We start from the raw sequence: 18,732 nt of genomic DNA on the forward strand, positions 1-18,732 counted from the left end.
TTTTGCTGCCCGTCAGCGATCATCATCGATGGCGCGTTCATGGCAGCATAAAATCTTGGAACCTTTATGGTAAATAAAAAACCATCGGCTCCAGTCGAAATAGCGCTCGGAACTAAAGTAACAACCTGCCAAAGTCAATTGAACTCTATAAAAATCAACAACTTACAAATTGATTTTGATGCTACCTCCTAACTCAGCCAGCAACTTTAGTTCCTTTTTGTGGAAGTAATTTTGTAAAAATAATGCTGCCGGAACTAAAGTTGTTAAAACTATGCGAGCTTTTTATCAAGGCCGGACACCGTTATCTTGACATCACATCGTTTTGAACTAATGTAAAAAGCCCGACCTAAAAACGCGCCTTTGGGACCGCGTTTCCTGAAGGTGCTTTGATGAAATCAAATCCTTCATTGAAGAGTACGCAGCGTTTGCATGTAATGGACGCATACCGCGCGCGCGGGCATAGAAATAATAATCTTTGGCTAATTTACAGTCCCAAGATGAACACCGACTGGTTGCTGCCTAGCGATCGGCAACTTGTTCATTGGATACATTTTTTAGAAATTAATCCTGAGGTCAAATCCTTTGACCTCCATCCCGAAAACATCATTTCTCACGACCAAAAAGAAGCTAGAGGAACGCAGCTCGATGCGATAGTTGAGTTGACCAATGGTAAAACAGAGTGGCATGAAGTAAAAAGTACGGAAAAGGATCTGGCCGAAGCCCGACCTCAACTTTTGGCTCAATCATCCGCTGCGGCCAAACAAGGAGTTTCGTATCGTGTTTTTAGCGACAACGAACTCATGCCGCATGTGCAGTCTGCTTGTAGGTGGCTGAAGGCTATTGCTTTCGCCGCAGCCATTCGGGATCAGCACCAAACACCCACTCTAATAGCGCTTATTAGTAGATTGCGAGATCAATCAGATGGGACAGTTGGAGAACTGCTTTCCGATTTGATTGATTATGACGAATCGGTGGTAATGGGGCTTCTTGTTCGTTACGCGCTTCAAAGTCATATCTCCTTAGATCTTACGAAGAAGCCATTCGGCAGATCTACAAGATGGTCATGGAATCAAAGGGCTCGATATGTGGAGTCGTAGAGAGGCCGTAGCTACGGCATTACCACTGGACCTTTGGCCGAAAGTGCAAAAAGCAGCCTTGAGGTCTGAAGATGTCGAGAAGTACGAGAGCAATGAATTGGCAATGCGTCTCTATTTCGAATACCAGTCCGTAAAATTTATTACCGAAAGAACCGGTATTGCAGCCGCGAGTCTCCCACGCATGGCGCGCAAATGCTTGGGAATTGCATCTGACGGAAAGATATTCGGCTTTCGGGCACTGGTACCACATGTTCGGATCGAACCATATAGGCGTCGCGCGCCATTAGGGAGGAAATTTGGCGAGCAGCAAGGTGGCCAAACCGGTGCGCTTGGCATGATGTTGGATCGCTTTCCTGAATTAGAAGAAAAACTTACTCGCTTCATCAGGCAAGATGCAAAGTACAAAGATGTTCCAGAATTTCGACTGCGATCTCGCGACCTGCATAAACTTTTTATTAAGGCTATCCAAGAGTACGGGGTGAGTGCTTCCGAGTGGCCTTTTACAACCAAACATCGCGGGATTAAATCCATCCGTAGTTTTATGCGTGATGTCTTAGACCGAAACTTTAAGCGCGCTGTAAATATCAGGGAGGGGGCAGCTGCGAAAGCACACCTTAATGTTGGTACAGGGCACGCGCCATTTTTGTATTTCAGTGAACCTTATGATGTGGTGGAAATAGACGCATATCGAATTGACTGTCATTCAACTGTAACTTTTCGCACTCCAGAAGGAACTGAGAGAGATCTACTTCTGGACAGACTGTGGTTGATTGCAGTGGTAGAGGGTGCTTCCGCAGCTATATTGTCCTACTTGGTCGTGTATAGGAGCGAAGTAACGAAAGAAGACGTGATTAAAGTTGTACGCGATGCCATCACAAAAAAATGGCATCCAATAGAGCTTACTGTTGACGGGCTGAATTACCCTCCCGATGCTGGACTGCCAAGCGGAATTATAGAGAGGGCTTATGGCGCGCTTTGGAGCGTCACTAAGCTTGATGGTGCATTGGCGCACTTGGCGCAACCGGTTCATGAGAATCTGCGGAAAGGCCTAGGATTCGTCATTAATTGGGGAGCAGTAGCTCATTTTGAGAGGCGAGATAGTGTTGAGCGCACGTTTGGTCAAATCGCCGACAAGCTGTTTAAACGACTGCCATCCACAACTGGAAGTAATCCGCATAGTGGTTGTGCGCCCGATGCGCAGAAAAAAGCGTTAAAGCATAAAATTAGGGCTGCAGAAGTGGCTGAATTATTGGATGTAACGATCGCTCAACATAATGCCACGCCGAATTCAGGCCTTTCAAGTTTATCTCCATTGCAGTACCTACAATATCACCTAGAAGGTGAAGTTCCGCTTTGCACAATCAGACACCTTCCTAAAGAGATGTCAAAGAATGGACGAACATTCTCTACTACGATCAGTGTCACCGTGCGTGGGGGGAGAGAGTCCGGACGTCGCCCCTACATACAACTCGACGGTGCGCGTTATACGAATCCAATTCTCGCTGAGGCTGGCTATTTAGTTGGAAAACGTTTGTTTATCGATATTGATAATGCCGATGACGACTTCCGCCAAGTGCGAGCCTACCTAGAAAATGGTGCGGATTTCGGCTATTTGTGTGTCCAGGGAAAATGGGCGCACACCAAACATAGCCGTAGAACACGTAAGGTCATAAATAGTTTGGTCTACCACAGGACTATTGTGGTGTCTGAGTTTGACGACCCAGTCCACATCTATATGGCATATCTCGGCAAGACCAACTCGAAAACTAAGAGAGGAATGCAACCTCTTTCTGCAAAACAAGTAACCAAGGCGACGCAGGTTTCTAGAGAGTCGGGCCTTGAACTTGTTATTGATGCCGAACCAAAACCTGATGAGTCCCATACTCGTACAACGAAAGTTGTTGCCAATCGTAGTTCGCTGTTGGATACCCCGGTTATAGGCTTGATGAAAGTAAGAAATCGGAGATAGGAGTCGGTATGCCTGAGTCGATCAATACAGGTGATCCTGCGGTCATAGGCAGGGCGGAACCATGCGAACTATCATCAAGACGCCGTGAGCAGCTGCTAGAGTTTCACCCTCTACTTGAACGGGGCTACACACTTCCCACACCCATGCTCGAACGCACTTACAGAATTGCTCGAGAAAAGGTATGGACCAGACGCACTGGCGTCGTCTTTTATGCGACTCCTAGAATGGGTAAAACTACCTGCGCTAAGGAGATTCAAAATCTGTTGAATAGCGAATTCCCGCGAACATATACGTTACTTCTAAGTGCTCGACGATCGAAGCAATCATCGGAATACCACATGTATTCCTTAATACTAGAAGCAAAAAAACATATTTTGTCGAGCCGTACAAAAGTAGGCTTTCTTCTGGAGAATATTAAGACCGACACAATTCTAAAGTTGAGCAAAATTGGGGGCTCCCAGTTTGTCTTAATTGTGGACGAAGCACAGTTATTGTCAGATACGGATCTGGAACAACTTTTTGTTTTGCACAATGCCCTAGATCTGATGAAAATAAAAATGACGACGATATTCTTTGCCCAACCTCAAATCATGCATCGCCGCGCTGCACTATTGGTCAGTGGGCAACATCAAATCATCGCTCGCTTTCTCAGCGAACCCATAGCTTTTGAAGGTTGTTCCAGCATGATTGAGTTGCAGCTTTTATTGAAAGCCTATGACGAGCAGTCTGAATATCCTGAAGGATCTGGCTGGAGTTACACACGTTTTTTTCTTCCGGAAGCATTTGCCAAGGGATTTAGGCTTCATCGTTACGCATCCAAGCTGTGGGAGGCACTAGCCGCAGCCGCTGGCCCACTAGGGCTTGGGATGGTTCCAATGGAGCATGTATGTTTGTCTATAGAGTATTTGCTACTCGCATCAAAAAAGGAAGACTGCAGTAATTTTTCAATCTCGGATAGCGATATTGCGATTGCAGTCGAATCCTCGAACTTAGCCAGTTTCAGTGCTCTCCTTCAGTCGCCCAGTAAGGAAGGTGGATGGGAACAATGAAAATTAATTGGAACGAAGAGAGTCGGCTAACCTGGCCTGACGGCGGTCTTGCCCCCTACGAATCCAGCAAGATGATCGTCAGAAAAATCCTCACTCTTAATCACGTCGATATTAATGAGTTAAAAAAGCTAATCGAAATAGATCCTAAGTTGACCTCGGCCTATGACATTGCGAATTTGTCCTGCAGCGGATGGATTAATTTCGATAAATTGGCACAGCTTTTGAACGCAAAAAAACATGAAGTATTGAACGGCTTTGTAGATCAAATCGTTCCTATCAATGGTCAACAGTTTTTAACTCGTTATTGCCCTCAATGCTGGAAGCATAAGTACCATTGTTCTTTGTTTGACTTGCCCATCCTACGGCAGTGCCCTTGGCATCGGTGTGACCTTACCAGTGGTTGTAATCGATGCGTTACCAGAGCATCGCTCAACGCGATATGTAAAAGCCAATCTCCTTCTAGTTGCTCAAGGTGTAGCAGGGAATTTCTTGGTTTCGAGGAAGTAATGTCATCTAAGCAGATGCCTCCGGACCTGTTGACGCAAATTAACGAATGTTGTGATTCCTTTGCTGCTTGGATTCGTGTGCTCAACGAGAAGCTTGGCGACAGCAGCATGTTGCTCAAAGAACTATTCGATGGAGCGGATCTAGATGCGAATGATGGAAAACGATGGCTTCTTGGACTGGCAATAGCTGTAGCTGGCCCCCCGCCCGAAGGATGGGAATTTTTCTTCGAGCCTATCGCTGCTGATCTAGTTCGTTTAGAAGGTGTCATCGATGAAACTCCTATCTACAATGAGTCTTGCAATAGGCAGCATTTACTTCAAAGTGATATAGGGCATTGTTACAGAAGTCTCAGGCGGCATATTGCCAATGCTTATGTCCACAGCCACAAAGACTGCTTAAAAGAGCTTTTAGGGTTGGATTGTTATGAGGCCAATGCGCTAAATGGCGTTTTGGTCTGTCCTGTTGCGCTTGCATTCCTTACATGGAGAATGTCGATTGAAAATGTAGTGCTCGATCAGCTGAAAGATAAAAGAGATGCAAATACCCAACTGAGTTTCATGGGGCCTTATCCGGCGTTTAGACTTTCAAACAGAGATCTTCTGCGATGGTGTTATTTTTCATTTTTCTGTATCTGGCATCAGATTAATGAACGATGCGGCCGCAACAGATTCAGAATAGAAAGAATTAATTTAAATAGGGATGGGCATGTTCTTTGGAAATGCAATTTTCCTAGCAAAAAACAAGACGCAATTCAGAATAAGTCCAGGCAGAGAGTAGGGCAGTGCCACGCAGTTTTTCCATCTTCCGATAGGCTCGTTAAAGCTGCTGCTGGCAAATGTGATGAGAGAAGAAGAGCAGGAGAACTAATGCTAGATTACCAGACTTACAATAACTACGCGATGTTCGCTTCCTGGACGGGCAAGAACCGTAAATTGGGTGAACGACGATTTACTATTTCGAAAACCAAATTCTTTCGGAATCAGGGCCATTATGATTATCTCTATGTCTAAACGCCTGGAGATACGAGAGTTTTAAACGACACTCCCCATAATTGCCAGAATGCATCAAATCAACTGCATAGTGCGTCTTAATATCTCACCATATTGGTGAAATCATCTGTTTTCCATTTCAAAATTAAATACTTTGCGAGAATTTTTTAAAACTGCTATAAAATAAGCCCAATTATGCGACGCTTACTAGTTATCCTTATGCTTTTGATCGTTCCGCTCCAGATAAGCTGGGCAGCGGCAGCGGTTTATTGTCAGCATGAAAGTAACCCGGTAACCGTGCATTTCGGTCACCATGAGCATAAGCATATTGCATCGTTGAGTGATCAAAAAAGTGATGTGCCGAAGTCTAGTTCGGCATCTGATATAGATTGCGCATTTTGTCATCTTGGTGGCATTGCTATTGCAGAAATTCCTGCAGCTATTCTGATTTCTGACATCGTCAGCGTAACACCACGTATACCTGACACTTCTATACTTGCTTCAATTCTCCCTCCGCGTCCAGAACGTCCAAAGTGGGTCTACGCCGCTTCCTAATCCGGCACCCGCTCGTTCTATTTTTTCCTCGTTCTTGATGTAGTTCATAGCGTTGGCTGCTGGATTCCCTTTGTCTATTACTAAGGAAATTCGATGCAAAAGCCGTTATTGCCGCTTCTATTTGCGGCATCTCTAACATTACAAATTCCTGCTTACGCGCAGGTAATATCGTCATATGGTGGCGAAACCACTCAGAGTGGACAGATGAAGGCAGCAAATATCTCGCTGCTCACACTTGCTGCCGCTCTAGACCTGGCATATGGTGCCAACTCCGAAATTTCTGCTGCTCGTCGTGAAGTAGAAGCTACGGAAGGGATGATTCAACAAGCTGGAATCATTCCTAATCCTGAGCTTTCTACTACGATAGAAGACCTCAAACGTGACACGCGTACGACGACGGTTCAGATCAGCCAGCCCATTGAACTTGGGGGCAAACGGAGTGCACGTATCGCAGCCGCCGAACGTGCCCGAGATCTTGCGTTAGCAGATCTTTCAGCCAAACAAGCCGACATACGAGCGCTCGTAGTCGCTGCATTCTATGACGTAGTTATCGGTCAAGAGCGTTATCGGCTGGCCTTAAGCACAGTTGAACTAGCACAGCGAGCAACGACCATTGCCTCGAAACGTGTATTGGCAGGGAAGATTTCTCCCGTTGAAGAAACAAGAGCACGTGTCGCCGAAGCCGGCGTACGTATCGAACTTGCCCAAGCCTTAAATGATTTGGGGACAGCACGACGCGAGCTGGCCGCTACCTGGGGAGCTCGTACTCCAGACTTCGACAAGGTACAAGAACCTGCTGAAGATCTGCCTCCTCTTATTCCTCTGCCTGCTTTGATGCAGCGCCTCGAGCAATCTCCGCTTTTGGCACGTGCCAGGATAGAAGTTGAGCGAAGAAAAGCTATGACTGCGGTAGAGCGCTCACGCAGAATCCCTAATGTCACGCTCACTCTAGGTTCTAAGCGAGATGAGCAAGTGGGGCGTAATACAGCAGTAGTTGGTCTATCTATCCCGTTGCCTCTATTCGATCGCAATCAAGGGAATATTCTCGAAGCCCTACGTAGGACTGACAAAGCACGTGACGATTTGACCACCACCGAAGTGAGTTTGAATCGTGAACTTGGGCAAACGCACGGACGTTTAAGTACTTCAATTACTGAAGCAGAAATGTTGAAGTCGGAAGTCGTGCCTGCCGCGCAACGCGCGTATGAAGCAACGACCAAAGGTTTTGAACTAGGTAAATTTAGTTTCCTAGAGGTCCTTGATGCTCAACGTACTTTCTTCCAAGCCAAGTCGCAGTACTTGCGCTCATTAGCTGACACACACAGAGCCGCAGCCGCAATTGACCGTCTGCTTGGCGAACAATTTTCTGCCACAAAGAACTAGAGGCCACGATGAAAAACATTCCCCGTAACAAACAAACCACCTTCATCATAATCGTAATAGCTATCGGCCTTCTTTTAGGAGGCTTGATCTTAGTCTCGGATCCGAAAGGCGCGCAAAATGAAGAGTCCGGCAAAGGACATGCGGAAACTAAGGAGCACGCTGACACTGAGCATCATGGGAAAAAAAGTGCGACAAAACATGATGATGCGGGTGGGCATGAAGACAATGAGCATCACGCCGAATCAACACCTCAAAGTGGTCCTAAGGGCGGAAAATTATTCACTAAAGATGGATACGGCCTTGAGCTGACTATTTCTGAAAATGAGGGCAAGCCTCAATTTCGTGTTTATACCTACCAAGATGGAAAACCAGTCGATCCAGCCGGGACTAAGGTCGTCGTAACTCTGGAGCGGCTTGGTCGAAGCCCTCAAAGTATTTCATTCTCAAAGGAGAATGACTATTTAAAAAGTAACTCAATCATCGAAGAACCTCACTCATTTAAGGTTCAGATCAAGGCCACCAAAGGCGACCAATCATATGAGTTCTCATATGCGCAAGAAGAAGGCCAAGTTGCTATGAGCGACGAGCAATTAACAAAAAACGGCGTAAAAATCCTCAAGGCAGGGCCTGTCCGCATCAAAACAGAGTTGCAACTAATCGGAGAAATTCGTCTTAATGAAGACCGCACCGTCCAAGTGGTACCTAGACTAGCGGGCATTGTTGAGTCGGTCCGTGCAAACGCTGGGGATCGTGTACGTAAAGGCCAGATACTTGCAGTGATATCTAGCCAAGCGCTTTCCGATCAACGTAGCGAACTTCTTGCAGCTCAAAAACGTCTTGCGTTAGCTCGTACTACCTATGAGCGCGAAAAAACACTGTGGGAAGAAAAAATATCTGCTGAACAGGATTATTTGCAGGCTCGCACCACAATGCAGGAAGCACAAATCATTGCACAAAGTGCGCAACAGAAGCTCGCTGCTTTAGGCGCGTCACCATCCTCGACAAATCTGACTCAATACGAAATTCGATCACCAATTGATGGCGTCATCACTGAGAAGCGTATTTCTGCCGGAACAGTTGCGAAAGAAGACGCAAATATCTTTGATATTTCGGACTTGTCCACAGTGTGGGTTGATCTGACCGTCCGCGCTCAAGATATCAATGCCGTAAAAACCGGTCAAAAAGCGACTGTGAAGGCGACAGCATTTGATGCCGAAGGCACTGGAACGGTTTCCTATATAGGTTCCCTCGTAGGCGAACAAACGCGCGCTGCTAAAGCACGGATAGTGATGGCGAACCCTAAAGGTACTTGGCGTCCGGGTTTAGCAGTTAACGTTGCGTTGGTGTCTGATGAAGTCGACGTTCCTGTGGCAGTGACGACAGATTCTATCCAAACGTTAGGCAATGCAACCGTTGTTTTCGGTCGCTATGGTGAACTCTTTGAGGCACGACCGCTTGAGCTTGGCCGTCGTGGCGCGAAGTACGTTGAGGTTCTGAAAGGGCTAGAGACTGGAGAGGACTATGCAGGGACAAACAGCTTCCTTATCAAAGCTGAATTAGGCAAAGCGTCCGCTAGCCACGCCCATTAAGGATATCGATATGAAACAGATCATCGCGATTATTCAGCCGCATAGGCTTGACGCTGTCGAACATGCCCTGCAAAGCCTTAGTCATTTGCCTGGTTTTACCTTGTTTCAAGTACGGGGTCACGCAAGAGGTCGTGGAGTAGGGCATCTATTCGCAGCGGATGAATGGAATCCAGATATGCATGAGCACACTGCGTTGCTGATGTTTTGTTCTGACGACATCGCCCAAGAAGTTGTTGAAGCTATACGAAGCGCGTCGCGCACCGGCAATACAGGAGACGGTCTAATTGCCGTTTCCACGGTTGATGACATTGTGCGCATACAAAGTGGCGAACGCGGTAACGCAGCCCTCTAGCTCAAGGAAAATTCATGTTTGAGAAAATCATTCGCTTTGCCATCGACCAGCGATGGCTGGTCATGTTAATGACATTAGGTATTGCAGCATTTGGTATCTATAGTTACCAGAAACTGCCTATCGATGCTGTACCAGACATCACCAATGTCCAGGTTCAGATTAACACCAGCGCTCCAGGCTATTCCCCATTGGAGTCTGAACAACGGATTACCTATCCAATCGAAACCGTTATGGCAGGTCTGCCTAAATTGGAGCAAACGCGCTCCATTTCGCGGTATGGCCTGTCCCAAGTAACGGTCATCTTTAAGGAAGGGACCGACATCTATTTTGCTCGACAACTGGTCAACGAACGAATTCAAGAAGCAAAAGATAAGTTGCCTCCAGGTGTTGTCCCTGCGCTAGGCCCAATTTCGACTGGCCTCGGTGAAATCTATATGTGGACAGTCGAGGCTGAAGAAGGTGCATTGAAACCGGATGGAAAGCCCTACACGCCGACCGATCTGAAAGAGATCCAGGACTGGATTATCAAACCGCAATTACGTAATGTCCCTGGCGTCACAGAAATTAATACTATTGGCGGCAACGCAAAGGAATTTCAAGTCGCACCATACCCCGGGAAATTGATGTCTTACGGGCTCTCCTTAGCGGATTTAGTTACAGCCCTGGAGCGCAATAACAACAACGTCGGTGCCGGTTACATTGAGAAACGTGGCGAACAGTACTTGATTAGAGCTCCAGGACAGGTAACTGACTTGAACGATATTTCAAATATTGTCATCGGTACTAAACAGAGTATTCCTGTGCGAATCAAGGATGTCGCTGAAGTTATGCTCGGTTCTCAATTGAGAACAGGTGCTGCCATAGAAAATTCTCGTGAAATAGTCTTAGGTACAGTGTTCATGCTGATTGGTGAAAATAGCCGTTCGGTGGCTGAAGCCGTAGACAAAAAAATGGAAGAAATTCGCCGCACATTACCGGAAGGTGTGGTGGCGGCTACTGTCTATGACCGCACGGTTTTAGTTGATAAGGCAATTGCAACAGTTAAAAAGAATTTGATGGAGGGGGCATTACTTGTCATCGCGATTCTCTTTCTTTTCTTAGGCAACATTCGCGCTGCAATTATTACCGCGATGGTAATTCCATTGGCCATGCTTTTTACATTCACCGGCATGGTCAATAACAAGGTAAGCGCCAATCTTATGAGTCTGGGGGCGCTAGATTTCGGAATCATCATTGATGGTGCCGTTGTTATCGTAGAAAACTGTATTAGGCGGCTATCACACGCCCAAGCGCACGCTGGAAGGTCTTTGACACGAAACGAACGCTTCCACGAAGTCTTTGAAGCTTCAAAAGAAGCGCGTCGTCCACTGATTTTCGGGCAACTGATCATCATGGTTGTGTATCTCCCGATCTTTGCCCTATCAGGGGTCGAGGGGAAAATGTTCCATCCGATGGCATTTACGGTGGTGGTGGCCTTATTTGGCGCGATGATTCTTTCGCTTACCTTTATCCCCGCGGCTGTGGCGCTTCTCATCGGTGACAAAGTTTCTGAAAAAGAGAATCGTCTGATTGGCTGGTCCAAACGTCGCTATGAACCGATGCTGGATTGGGTCATGGATAGGAAACCGCTCGTTCTTACAACTGTTGGCGTTGCGGTAGTGCTTTGTGGCTTGTTGTTGACACGTATGGGAAGTGAATTCATCCCGAGCCTCAATGAGGGCGATATTGCTCTGCAAGCGATGCGGATACCTGGGACCAGTTTGACGCAATCGATTGAAATGCAGAAGGAACTCGAGCGCAATCTTCGAACTTTCCCTGAAGTAAAACGCGTTTTCGCCAAGATTGGTACGGCAGAAATTGCGACAGATCCGATGCCGCCGAATGTCGCCGACACTTTCATTATTTTGAAACCTGAATCTGAATGGCCTTCTCCGAAACGCACCAAAGAAGAGTTAGTCACGGCTATGCAGAAGGTCGTAGCCGCTGTTCCGGGCAATAACTATGAGTTTACCCAGCCGATCCAAATGCGTTTCAATGAGCTGATTTCAGGTGTACGTGCCGATGTTGCCGTGAAAGTATTTGGTGACAACATGGACGTCATGAATGCCACTGCAGATCAGATTTCAGACGCACTATCTAGTGTGTCAGGTTCTGCTGACGTAAAAGTAGAACAAACTACTGGCTTGCCTATGCTCACAGTTCAGATCGATAGGGATAAGGCCGCAAGACTTGGAATTAACGTCTCAGATATTCAGGACGCTCTTTCTATTGCTGTGGGCGGTCGAGAGGCCGGGATCTTGTTTCAAGGTGATCGCCGATTCGACATCCTTGTTCGTTTGCCTGATGACTTACGTAACGATATTGACTCTATAAAGCGCATACCGATTCGTTTGCCTATTGCTGAAGGTGCTACGCCAGGTCAGGTTGGCTATACGCAGCTCGGCGAAGTTGCAGACCTCAACCTCGCACCAGGTCCTAATCAGGTAAGTCGCGAGAATGGGAAACGTCTCGTTATTGTGACAGCCAATGTGCGGGGACGTGATATCGGTTCGTTCGTAATGGACGCTCAGAAGAAAATTCAAGAGACCGTCAAAATACCTTCAGGCAACTGGATCAGTTGGGGCGGCACGTTTGAGCAACTGGAATCCGCCACAAAACGTCTGCAGATCGTTGTGCCAATTGCTCTATTGTTGGTATTCCTGCTGCTCTTCGTTATGTTTGGAAATGCCAAGGACGGGATGCTTGTCTTCACCGGCGTTCCTTTCGCACTAACCGGTGGCATCGCAGCGCTTTGGCTGCGAGACATTCCTCTTTCAATTTCGGCGGGGATCGGCTTTATCGCGCTTTCAGGTGTCGCCGTTCTTAACGGTCTGGTGATGATTTCATTTATCCGAAGTTTGCGAGAAGAGGGCAGAACGCTTGATGTCGCAATACACGAGGGCGCATTAACACGACTGCGGCCAGTATTGATGACGGCGTTGGTTGCGTCCCTAGGTTTTGTGCCGATGGCGCTGGCAACGGGTACTGGCGCAGAAGTTCAGCGACCACTCGCCACTGTCGTGATCGGCGGAATTATTTCTTCGACGATATTGACCTTATTGGTGTTGCCATTGCTGTACAAAATGGCGCATAGCCGAGACGAGGAAGGGCCTGCCGATTCGGAAAACGCACAACCAAGTTTCATGCAAAAACTCGCATTCTGGAAAAAATGGGGCAATTTAAGCTCTAAAAGTATCTAGGTGAGGGTGGGTGTCGGGGCTAAGTATGCTCCGACGCCCCTATTCAAGAAGGTATTGAATAGTACGAACGTATTAGTACTAAGAAGAGGACTAATGTGGACTGGAAAATGGAATTGCTATTTGCCGCCAGGATCGTGCTTTCAGGTCTGTTAGGCGCAATCATTGGCCTTGATCGAGAGCGTCAAGGAAGCGATGCAGGCGTGCGTACTTGTATGGCTATTTCGATCGGCTCTTGTGCATTTAGTCTTATCTCGCTTCATGTCGTTAATGGCGAGCCAACCAGGATTGCTGCACAAGTTGTGAGTGGAATCGGCTTCCTTGGCGCAGGCGTGATTCTCCAAGTTCGAGGAAGAATAGAAGGACTAACGACAGCAGCTACCTTATGGGCGACCGCATCTGTGGGTATGGCAAGTGCGTTCGGTATGTATGTGCTCGCAATACTAACTACTGCACTCATCTATGGCATGTTAGTGCTTCACCATTTCCCTGGATGGAAACGTTTTACGCGCAGTAAATGCAGGTCTAAAAATGAAACTGAGTAGTCTGGTAGTGGAAAGTTGATTTGTATCTTATGGCAGTTAACAAAGGAAAAAGGAAAACATCATGGGCATCTTTGAACGACTTTTAGGTGGCGGACATCATCGTCGGGATGGCGGTGGTCATCACGGTCGATATGACAATTCTTATCCGAGAAATCAGGACGAAAACTGGGGTAGATCACAGCCCACGGCAGCACCATCGACTCCGTGCAATGCGTGTGGCAGTTCAAATAGCAGTGCCGCCCGGTTTTGCCAACAATGCGGCACGTCGATGACTCCACATAAATGTACGGGATGTAATGCAGATATGGCTCAGGGAATGAAATTCTGCGGAAAGTGTGGCAAGGAACGTTGACAAGAGTTGGCTGGAAGGTTGCACGTTAAACGTATATTCAACGAGACAGATAATCTATTTGAGGAATCTCATGAGCGCCGGTCATAACCATGCACTACCAAAAGGGCAGAATCAGAAGTATCTGTTGATAGCGTTCGTATTAACGTCAACTTTTCTGGTCGCTGAAGTAATAGGCGGGTTGGTAACAGGAAGCCTGGCATTGCTGTCTGATGCCGCACACATGCTGACGGATGCCAGCGCACTAGCTATTGCGCTGATAGCGATTCAAATAGCCAAACGTGCTGCCGACTCACGACGCACGTTTGGCTATCATCGCTTCGAAATATTAGCTGCGTCATTCAACGCGATCATGCTGTTTTTCGTGGCCATGTACATTCTCTACGAAGCATATCGCCGCTTTAAGTCACCGATAGAAATCCAATCGATGGGGATGCTGATTATTGCGTCTCTGGGACTGATCATTAATCTGATCAGTATGAAATTGCTGAGCTCAGGCAAGGATGCAAGTCTCAATATTAAGGGAGCCTATCTTGAGGTCTGGAGCGATATGTTGGGCTCGGTGGGCGTTATTGCTGGTGCGTTGATCATCCGATTCACTGGATGGACATGGGTTGATTCAGTAATTGCGGTCGGAATCGGATTTTGGGTTCTTCCAAGAACATGGATTCTATTAAGGGAAGGTATAAATGTCCTGCTGGAGGGGGTGCCTGAACATATAGATCTAGAAAAATTGCGCAAATCGGTGTCCGATATTGCAGGCGTCCGAAGTATTCACGACTTGCACGTTTGGTCCATTACTAGCGGGAAAATTAGTTTGACCATGCATGTCGTTGGCGATCTCGAGGCCTTTAACAGAGACCGCTTGTTGACGGAAATTCAAACGACACTGGCCGAGCAATGGGAAATTCACCATACAACAATACAGATGGAAGCAGAAGCATGTGATCAAGCGACGAACGATCATACATTTGGGCCACCTGGTGATTCTGAAAAAGATCATCCCCCAGAAAAATCAAGCTGATCCATTAATGCATTGATTCAATTTGCATACAAATTATGTTTGTAGAAAATAAATGGGTGCCGATGGATTTGGCCAATACGCTTATTGGCGTATCGATAATCATCGCCGCGATCATTTTTGGTGCATTGATTTGGTTTGGTCGTTCGGGGACGAAATCTTCTAAACAACGAAATGAAAAACAACACAAAACTCCGAGGAAAAGGCGTAAATTGCGTAAGAAAAATTAGCATGTGCTAATTTATTGGACCTATATTTAAGTGTTATTCTTTCTTTCAGAACGCCTGTAGAGGCATTAGATTACGAAATCATGGGTATATCATTTTCGAAATACTTCGCATTGGCAACGTTGGTCATATTTGCATTTATGACCAACGTTGGCATATGGAGTAATCATTCGAACTGGCTTACTCATGATCTCGAACACAACGTAAATGTCATTCCCGATCGAGCGACGGCAGATTATGTTGCATTACATGATGTTGAGTCACCCAATGATATTAGTGCCACCAGCTCATTAGCAGTCGAGCACGAATTACTTCATGCAGCAAACCATTTACAGTTCTTTTTAGGAACAGAACAAAAAATTTCGTTTGTTCCTATCTCGACGATCATAAAGACATACCTCCACTTTACGGCCATTCCTCTTGCGTCATTTGACGCACCTTTTCGTCCCCCTCGATTCACTTCTCTCGCAATCTAACAGCTCGCCACTTTTCCGTAGCGAGCTGTCAGTTCACTTTTAATAAAAAATACATCTTGCTAAGAGGTTTCGCAGCCGCTTTAAGTCGCTGCGTTCGAACACTCTTGTTTAGGTTTTGCTAGACGAGTTTTCAAATGAATGAATGATCCATCATTTATTCACCGTCCGTGCATGCCTGCAATTTGTTGTTAACGCAAAGAGAAGTGCGATGGAAAAACTATATTCGATCTCTCGTTTTGATGAAGTCAAGACTTCTTCATACAAATTGTCCGTGATTGTTCCTCTGTTTAATGAAGAAAGTGTTTTGCCTATATTTCATGAACGCTTAAAAAATGCACTTTCAGGCCTTCATCAAGATTGCGAAATTATCTACGTAGATGATGGCAGTACAGACAAATCACATTTTCTATTGACGCAGCTGCGCTTAGCTAATCCAAAGATTGGGGTAGCTCGATTCACTAGAAATTTCGGGAAAGAAGAGGCCATGAGCGCCGGTTTGCGTTTGGCAACTGGCGATGCCGTGATCATTATCGATGCGGACCTTCAAGATCCTCCGGAGCTGATTCCAGAGATGCTCGCAGCATGGTTAGGCGGTGCGGACATTGTGAACATGCGCAGACGTTTCCGCAGTGGCGAGTCATGGCTCAAAAAGGCGACTGCTCACGCCTTCTATCGGGTTATCAATCGCTTAAGTGACGTGCCAGTTCCCGCAGATGTCGGCGATTTTCGCCTATTGAGCAGACGCGCCGTAGACGCTCTCAATCTCCTAGAAGAACGAAATCGCTTTATGAAAGGCCTGTTTGCCTGGGTCGGTTATAGACATGTGACACTTGATTACGACCGTGATGCACGTGCTGCCGGCACCACCAAATGGCGTTATTGGCGGCTTTGGAACTTTGCACTCGAGGGAATTACTGGCTTTTCGGTCGCCCCGTTAAAAATCGCAACCTATCTAGGTTTGCTGTTTTCTGGCATGGCATTTCTTTATGCCCTGTACTTTTTGATAAAGACACTGCTCATCGGTGAGTCGGTGAGGGGATTTCCAACGTTGATTGTCACCGTGATGATTTTAGGTGGACTGCAGTTGATGGCGATTGGAATTATCGGTGAGTACCTAGGGCGCCTATTTATAGAGAGTAAGCGACGTCCCCTCTATCTGCTGGAGCAATATGAGCCGCCATCTCAACCTGAAGATGGCACAAATCCTGTGATCGCTTCCTATAAAGAATCCGTCATGTCGGCGAATAAACATTGAGCACCACATACACCCGTGAACAAATTACTTAAGTCCTATCCAGACATTCTATTTGCATCGGCGACCGCTATTATCTTAGTCGGCCTTTGTAACTGGCAGTTTTGGACAACACTAGTCAAAAATATGTCGTTATCGGGATTTTCCGGGGTGGCCTTCATTTTTGCATTGTCTTTGCTTTTTACCTGGTTGTACGCTGTCTTGCTTTTGCTAATTCCAGGCCGTACTGCAATGAGATTACTAGGCGTAATCTTAATTATATTGGCTTCTTCCAGCGCTTATTTCGTCGATAATTTTGGCATTGGCATCGACTTGGACATGTTTCGCAATGTCGCGCAAACAGACTCCACAGAAGCATTTGGTTTGTTCAATGTGCGTCTTCTTGCGTACATTTTGGTATTCGGTTTTGCTCCATCCTGGATACTTTGGAAAATTAAATTCCAGCCCATTTCATTTCGAAGGTACGCCCTTCAACGGATCGTATTTATTTGGCTTGGAGCCATCTTTGTACTTCTGGCGATACTTCCTCAATCAGGGAAATTTGCCACATTTGTTAGAGAGCAAAAGTCAGTACGATACATGATGAATCCAGGCAATCTGATGTACGCCGCTTGGAATTATGCTCGCCATGAAGTCCGACCATTAGATACCGCTTTAACGGATATCGATGGAAATACACATCGTGTGATTACAACCTCCAGTTCGAAGCCATTGCTCATTTTCCTTGTTATTGGAGAGACGGCCAGAGCAGCCGATTTCCAGCTAATGGGGCATTCACGCCAAACGAACCCGCAACTTAGCGCGATCAACGATCTCTATCGCTTTACGGACATGAAGAGCTGCGGAACGTCTACAGCTGTTTCGTTGCCTTGTATTTTTTCCGGATCAGGAAGAGATGAATTCGATGTTGCTAAGGAACGTAGTAGGACAAACCTACTTGATACGTTGTCGAAAAACGGAGTCGCTGTAGAGTGGCGTGACAATAACAGCGGCTGTAAAGGAATTTGTGCCAGAGTTCAAACTGTGGCTATGCAACCTGCGATGGCACCATCATTGTGTGGACAGGATTACTGTCACGATGAAGTTTTACTTGCCGGATTGTCCGAGTCCATTACAAAAAAATCGACAGATCAACTGCTTGTCTTGCATAACATTGGAAGTCACGGACCAGCGTATTGGCGTCGCTATCCCGCATCTTTCGAGATATTCAAACCGACATGTCGAACCACTGATCTAGGCGCTTGTTCTTTAGACGAGATACATAACGCCTACGACAACACCATTCTTTATACGGATCACGTTCTCAGCCAAATGATCACCATGCTTCGTGATCTGTCAGACAGATACGACACTGCTTTTCTCTATGTATCCGACCACGGTGAGTCTCTTGGTGAAAATGGATTATTCCTGCACGGAGCACCGTATTTCTTTGCGCCAGATGTTCAGAAAAACATTCCACTGTTGTTGTGGATGTCGGAAGGGTATCGCAACAGGATGTCGGTTGATTCCGATTGCGTGAAGTCATTACAAACCAAGGCGTTTAGCCATGACAACATTTATCACACAGTTCTTGGCATGACAGAAATTGAAAATGCCGTCTACACACCAAAGCTGGACATGTTGAAACAATGCCGTCGTTTATAAGGAGCGATTGAATGGACAACGTTACAAACAAAGGTCACATACCTATTGGAAATCAGAGTTCTGATGATCGTTTCTGGGAGACATCGGTACGATTGTTCAGCAAGCGATTGGAGGTTGTCGCTTCGAATATAGCTAATGCGGATACGCCAAACTATAAAGCACGAGACATCGACTTTAAGACAGCCCTAAATCGAGCGCTGGCAGCACCAGACAAGATTGTGCCAAAAGGCACTTTGCCACAATCGTCTGCAGTGAATGATGTATTGCCCAAGCTTTTGTATCGCACTCCCTATCAGCAGAGTGTCGATGGCAATACCGTTGAGCTTGATACGGAAAGAGCGGTATTTACTACTACTGCAATCCGCTATGAGTTCGCAATGGAACAGGCAGTTAGTACATACAAAGAATTAAGTGATCTTTTCAAAAATCTAACATAGGGACATTTATTGGATTTTATTGAGGCATTGCTCAACGATGATCGACTAAAAAAAT

The 18,732-nt window shown here is 46.4% G+C and carries 15 protein-coding genes; all 15 read left to right on the forward strand.

What is annotated here, in order from left to right:
- The first annotated feature begins 497 nt into the window (after positions 1-497).
- The 15 genes from BQ6873_RS02815 (at position 498) to flgB (ending at position 18,677) form a co-directional block, all read left to right on the forward strand.
- Complete coding sequence (locus tag BQ6873_RS02815; protein ID WP_231949210.1) at positions 498-1,097, forward strand: CRISPR-associated protein Cas4; 600 nt, start codon at positions 498-500, stop codon at positions 1,095-1,097.
- Entirely contained in the window at positions 1,084-3,066 is a 1,983-nt protein-coding gene (locus tag BQ6873_RS02820) for a hypothetical protein (protein ID WP_076591299.1), read from the forward strand. The genes BQ6873_RS02815 and BQ6873_RS02820 overlap by 14 nt, the downstream gene beginning before the upstream one ends.
- An 8-nt stretch (positions 3,067-3,074) precedes the next feature.
- On the forward strand, positions 3,075-4,115 hold the full coding sequence (locus BQ6873_RS02825; protein WP_076591300.1) for an ATP-binding protein: 1,041 nt from the start codon (positions 3,075-3,077) through the stop codon (positions 4,113-4,115).
- Complete coding sequence (locus BQ6873_RS02830; protein ID WP_076591301.1) at positions 4,103-5,632, forward strand: hypothetical protein; 1,530 nt, start codon at positions 4,103-4,105, stop codon at positions 5,630-5,632. Before BQ6873_RS02825 ends, BQ6873_RS02830 begins: the two co-directional genes overlap by 13 nt.
- A 198-nt stretch (positions 5,633-5,830) precedes the next feature.
- A complete protein-coding gene (locus BQ6873_RS02835; protein WP_231949211.1) occupies positions 5,831-6,166 on the forward strand; it encodes a cobalt-zinc-cadmium resistance protein in 336 nt (111 codons plus the stop codon).
- A 93-nt stretch (positions 6,167-6,259) separates the two neighbouring features.
- A complete protein-coding gene (locus BQ6873_RS02840) occupies positions 6,260-7,549 on the forward strand; it encodes a TolC family protein (RefSeq protein WP_012079625.1) in 1,290 nt (429 codons plus the stop codon).
- 8 nt (positions 7,550-7,557) lie between these two features.
- Complete coding sequence (locus BQ6873_RS02845) at positions 7,558-9,138, forward strand: efflux RND transporter periplasmic adaptor subunit (RefSeq protein WP_012079624.1); 1,581 nt, start codon at positions 7,558-7,560, stop codon at positions 9,136-9,138.
- A gap of 10 nt (positions 9,139-9,148) precedes the next feature.
- Positions 9,149-9,490, forward strand: a complete 342-nt coding sequence (locus BQ6873_RS02850) for a P-II family nitrogen regulator (RefSeq protein WP_076591302.1) — start codon at positions 9,149-9,151, stop codon at positions 9,488-9,490.
- A 14-nt stretch (positions 9,491-9,504) separates the two neighbouring features.
- Complete coding sequence (locus tag BQ6873_RS02855; RefSeq protein WP_076591303.1) at positions 9,505-12,729, forward strand: efflux RND transporter permease subunit; 3,225 nt, start codon at positions 9,505-9,507, stop codon at positions 12,727-12,729.
- A 95-nt stretch (positions 12,730-12,824) separates the two neighbouring features.
- Positions 12,825-13,271, forward strand: a complete 447-nt coding sequence (locus BQ6873_RS02860; RefSeq protein ID WP_012079621.1) for an MgtC/SapB family protein — start codon at positions 12,825-12,827, stop codon at positions 13,269-13,271.
- A gap of 61 nt (positions 13,272-13,332) precedes the next feature.
- Complete coding sequence (locus tag BQ6873_RS18415) at positions 13,333-13,623, forward strand: double zinc ribbon domain-containing protein (protein ID WP_083664366.1); 291 nt, start codon at positions 13,333-13,335, stop codon at positions 13,621-13,623.
- Between the two features lie 70 nt (positions 13,624-13,693).
- The gene (locus BQ6873_RS02870; RefSeq protein WP_076591305.1) at positions 13,694-14,644 is read left to right on the forward strand and encodes a cation diffusion facilitator family transporter; all 951 of its coding nucleotides are present in this window, start codon (positions 13,694-13,696) and stop codon (positions 14,642-14,644) included.
- A gap of 908 nt (positions 14,645-15,552) precedes the next feature.
- Complete coding sequence (locus BQ6873_RS02885; protein ID WP_012079618.1) at positions 15,553-16,599, forward strand: glycosyltransferase family 2 protein; 1,047 nt, start codon at positions 15,553-15,555, stop codon at positions 16,597-16,599.
- Between the two features lie 15 nt (positions 16,600-16,614).
- Positions 16,615-18,240, forward strand: a complete 1,626-nt coding sequence (locus BQ6873_RS02890) for a phosphoethanolamine transferase (protein ID WP_041296492.1) — start codon at positions 16,615-16,617, stop codon at positions 18,238-18,240.
- 11 nt (positions 18,241-18,251) lie between these two features.
- Complete coding sequence (flgB, locus tag BQ6873_RS02895; protein WP_012079616.1) at positions 18,252-18,677, forward strand: flagellar basal body rod protein FlgB; 426 nt, start codon at positions 18,252-18,254, stop codon at positions 18,675-18,677.
- The last annotated feature ends 55 nt before the right edge of the window (positions 18,678-18,732 follow it).

This window comes from Herminiimonas arsenitoxidans (assembly GCF_900130075.1).
In the GTDB taxonomy this organism is placed as follows: Bacteria; Pseudomonadota; Gammaproteobacteria; order Burkholderiales; family Burkholderiaceae_D; genus Oxalicibacterium; species Oxalicibacterium arsenitoxidans.

Bases quoted from the DNA above. Each gene is read 5' to 3' on its own strand.
- BQ6873_RS02815 (WP_231949210.1), top strand. From the start codon at position 498: ATGAACACCGACTGGTTGCTGCCTAGCGATCGGCAACTTGTTCATTGG.
- BQ6873_RS02820 (WP_076591299.1), top strand. From the start codon at position 1,084: ATGTGGAGTCGTAGAGAGGCCGTAGCTACGGCATTACCACTGGACCTT.
- BQ6873_RS02825 (WP_076591300.1), top strand. From the start codon at position 3,075: ATGCCTGAGTCGATCAATACAGGTGATCCTGCGGTCATAGGCAGGGCG.
- BQ6873_RS02830 (WP_076591301.1), top strand. From the start codon at position 4,103: ATGGGAACAATGAAAATTAATTGGAACGAAGAGAGTCGGCTAACCTGG.
- BQ6873_RS02835 (WP_231949211.1), top strand. From the start codon at position 5,831: ATGCTTTTGATCGTTCCGCTCCAGATAAGCTGGGCAGCGGCAGCGGTT.
- BQ6873_RS02840 (WP_012079625.1), top strand. From the start codon at position 6,260: ATGCAAAAGCCGTTATTGCCGCTTCTATTTGCGGCATCTCTAACATTA.
- BQ6873_RS02845 (WP_012079624.1), top strand. From the start codon at position 7,558: ATGAAAAACATTCCCCGTAACAAACAAACCACCTTCATCATAATCGTA.
- BQ6873_RS02850 (WP_076591302.1), top strand. From the start codon at position 9,149: ATGAAACAGATCATCGCGATTATTCAGCCGCATAGGCTTGACGCTGTC.
- BQ6873_RS02855 (WP_076591303.1), top strand. From the start codon at position 9,505: ATGTTTGAGAAAATCATTCGCTTTGCCATCGACCAGCGATGGCTGGTC.
- BQ6873_RS18415 (WP_083664366.1), top strand. From the start codon at position 13,333: ATGGGCATCTTTGAACGACTTTTAGGTGGCGGACATCATCGTCGGGAT.
- BQ6873_RS02870 (WP_076591305.1), top strand. From the start codon at position 13,694: ATGAGCGCCGGTCATAACCATGCACTACCAAAAGGGCAGAATCAGAAG.
- BQ6873_RS02885 (WP_012079618.1), top strand. From the start codon at position 15,553: ATGGAAAAACTATATTCGATCTCTCGTTTTGATGAAGTCAAGACTTCT.
- flgB (WP_012079616.1), top strand. From the start codon at position 18,252: ATGGACAACGTTACAAACAAAGGTCACATACCTATTGGAAATCAGAGT.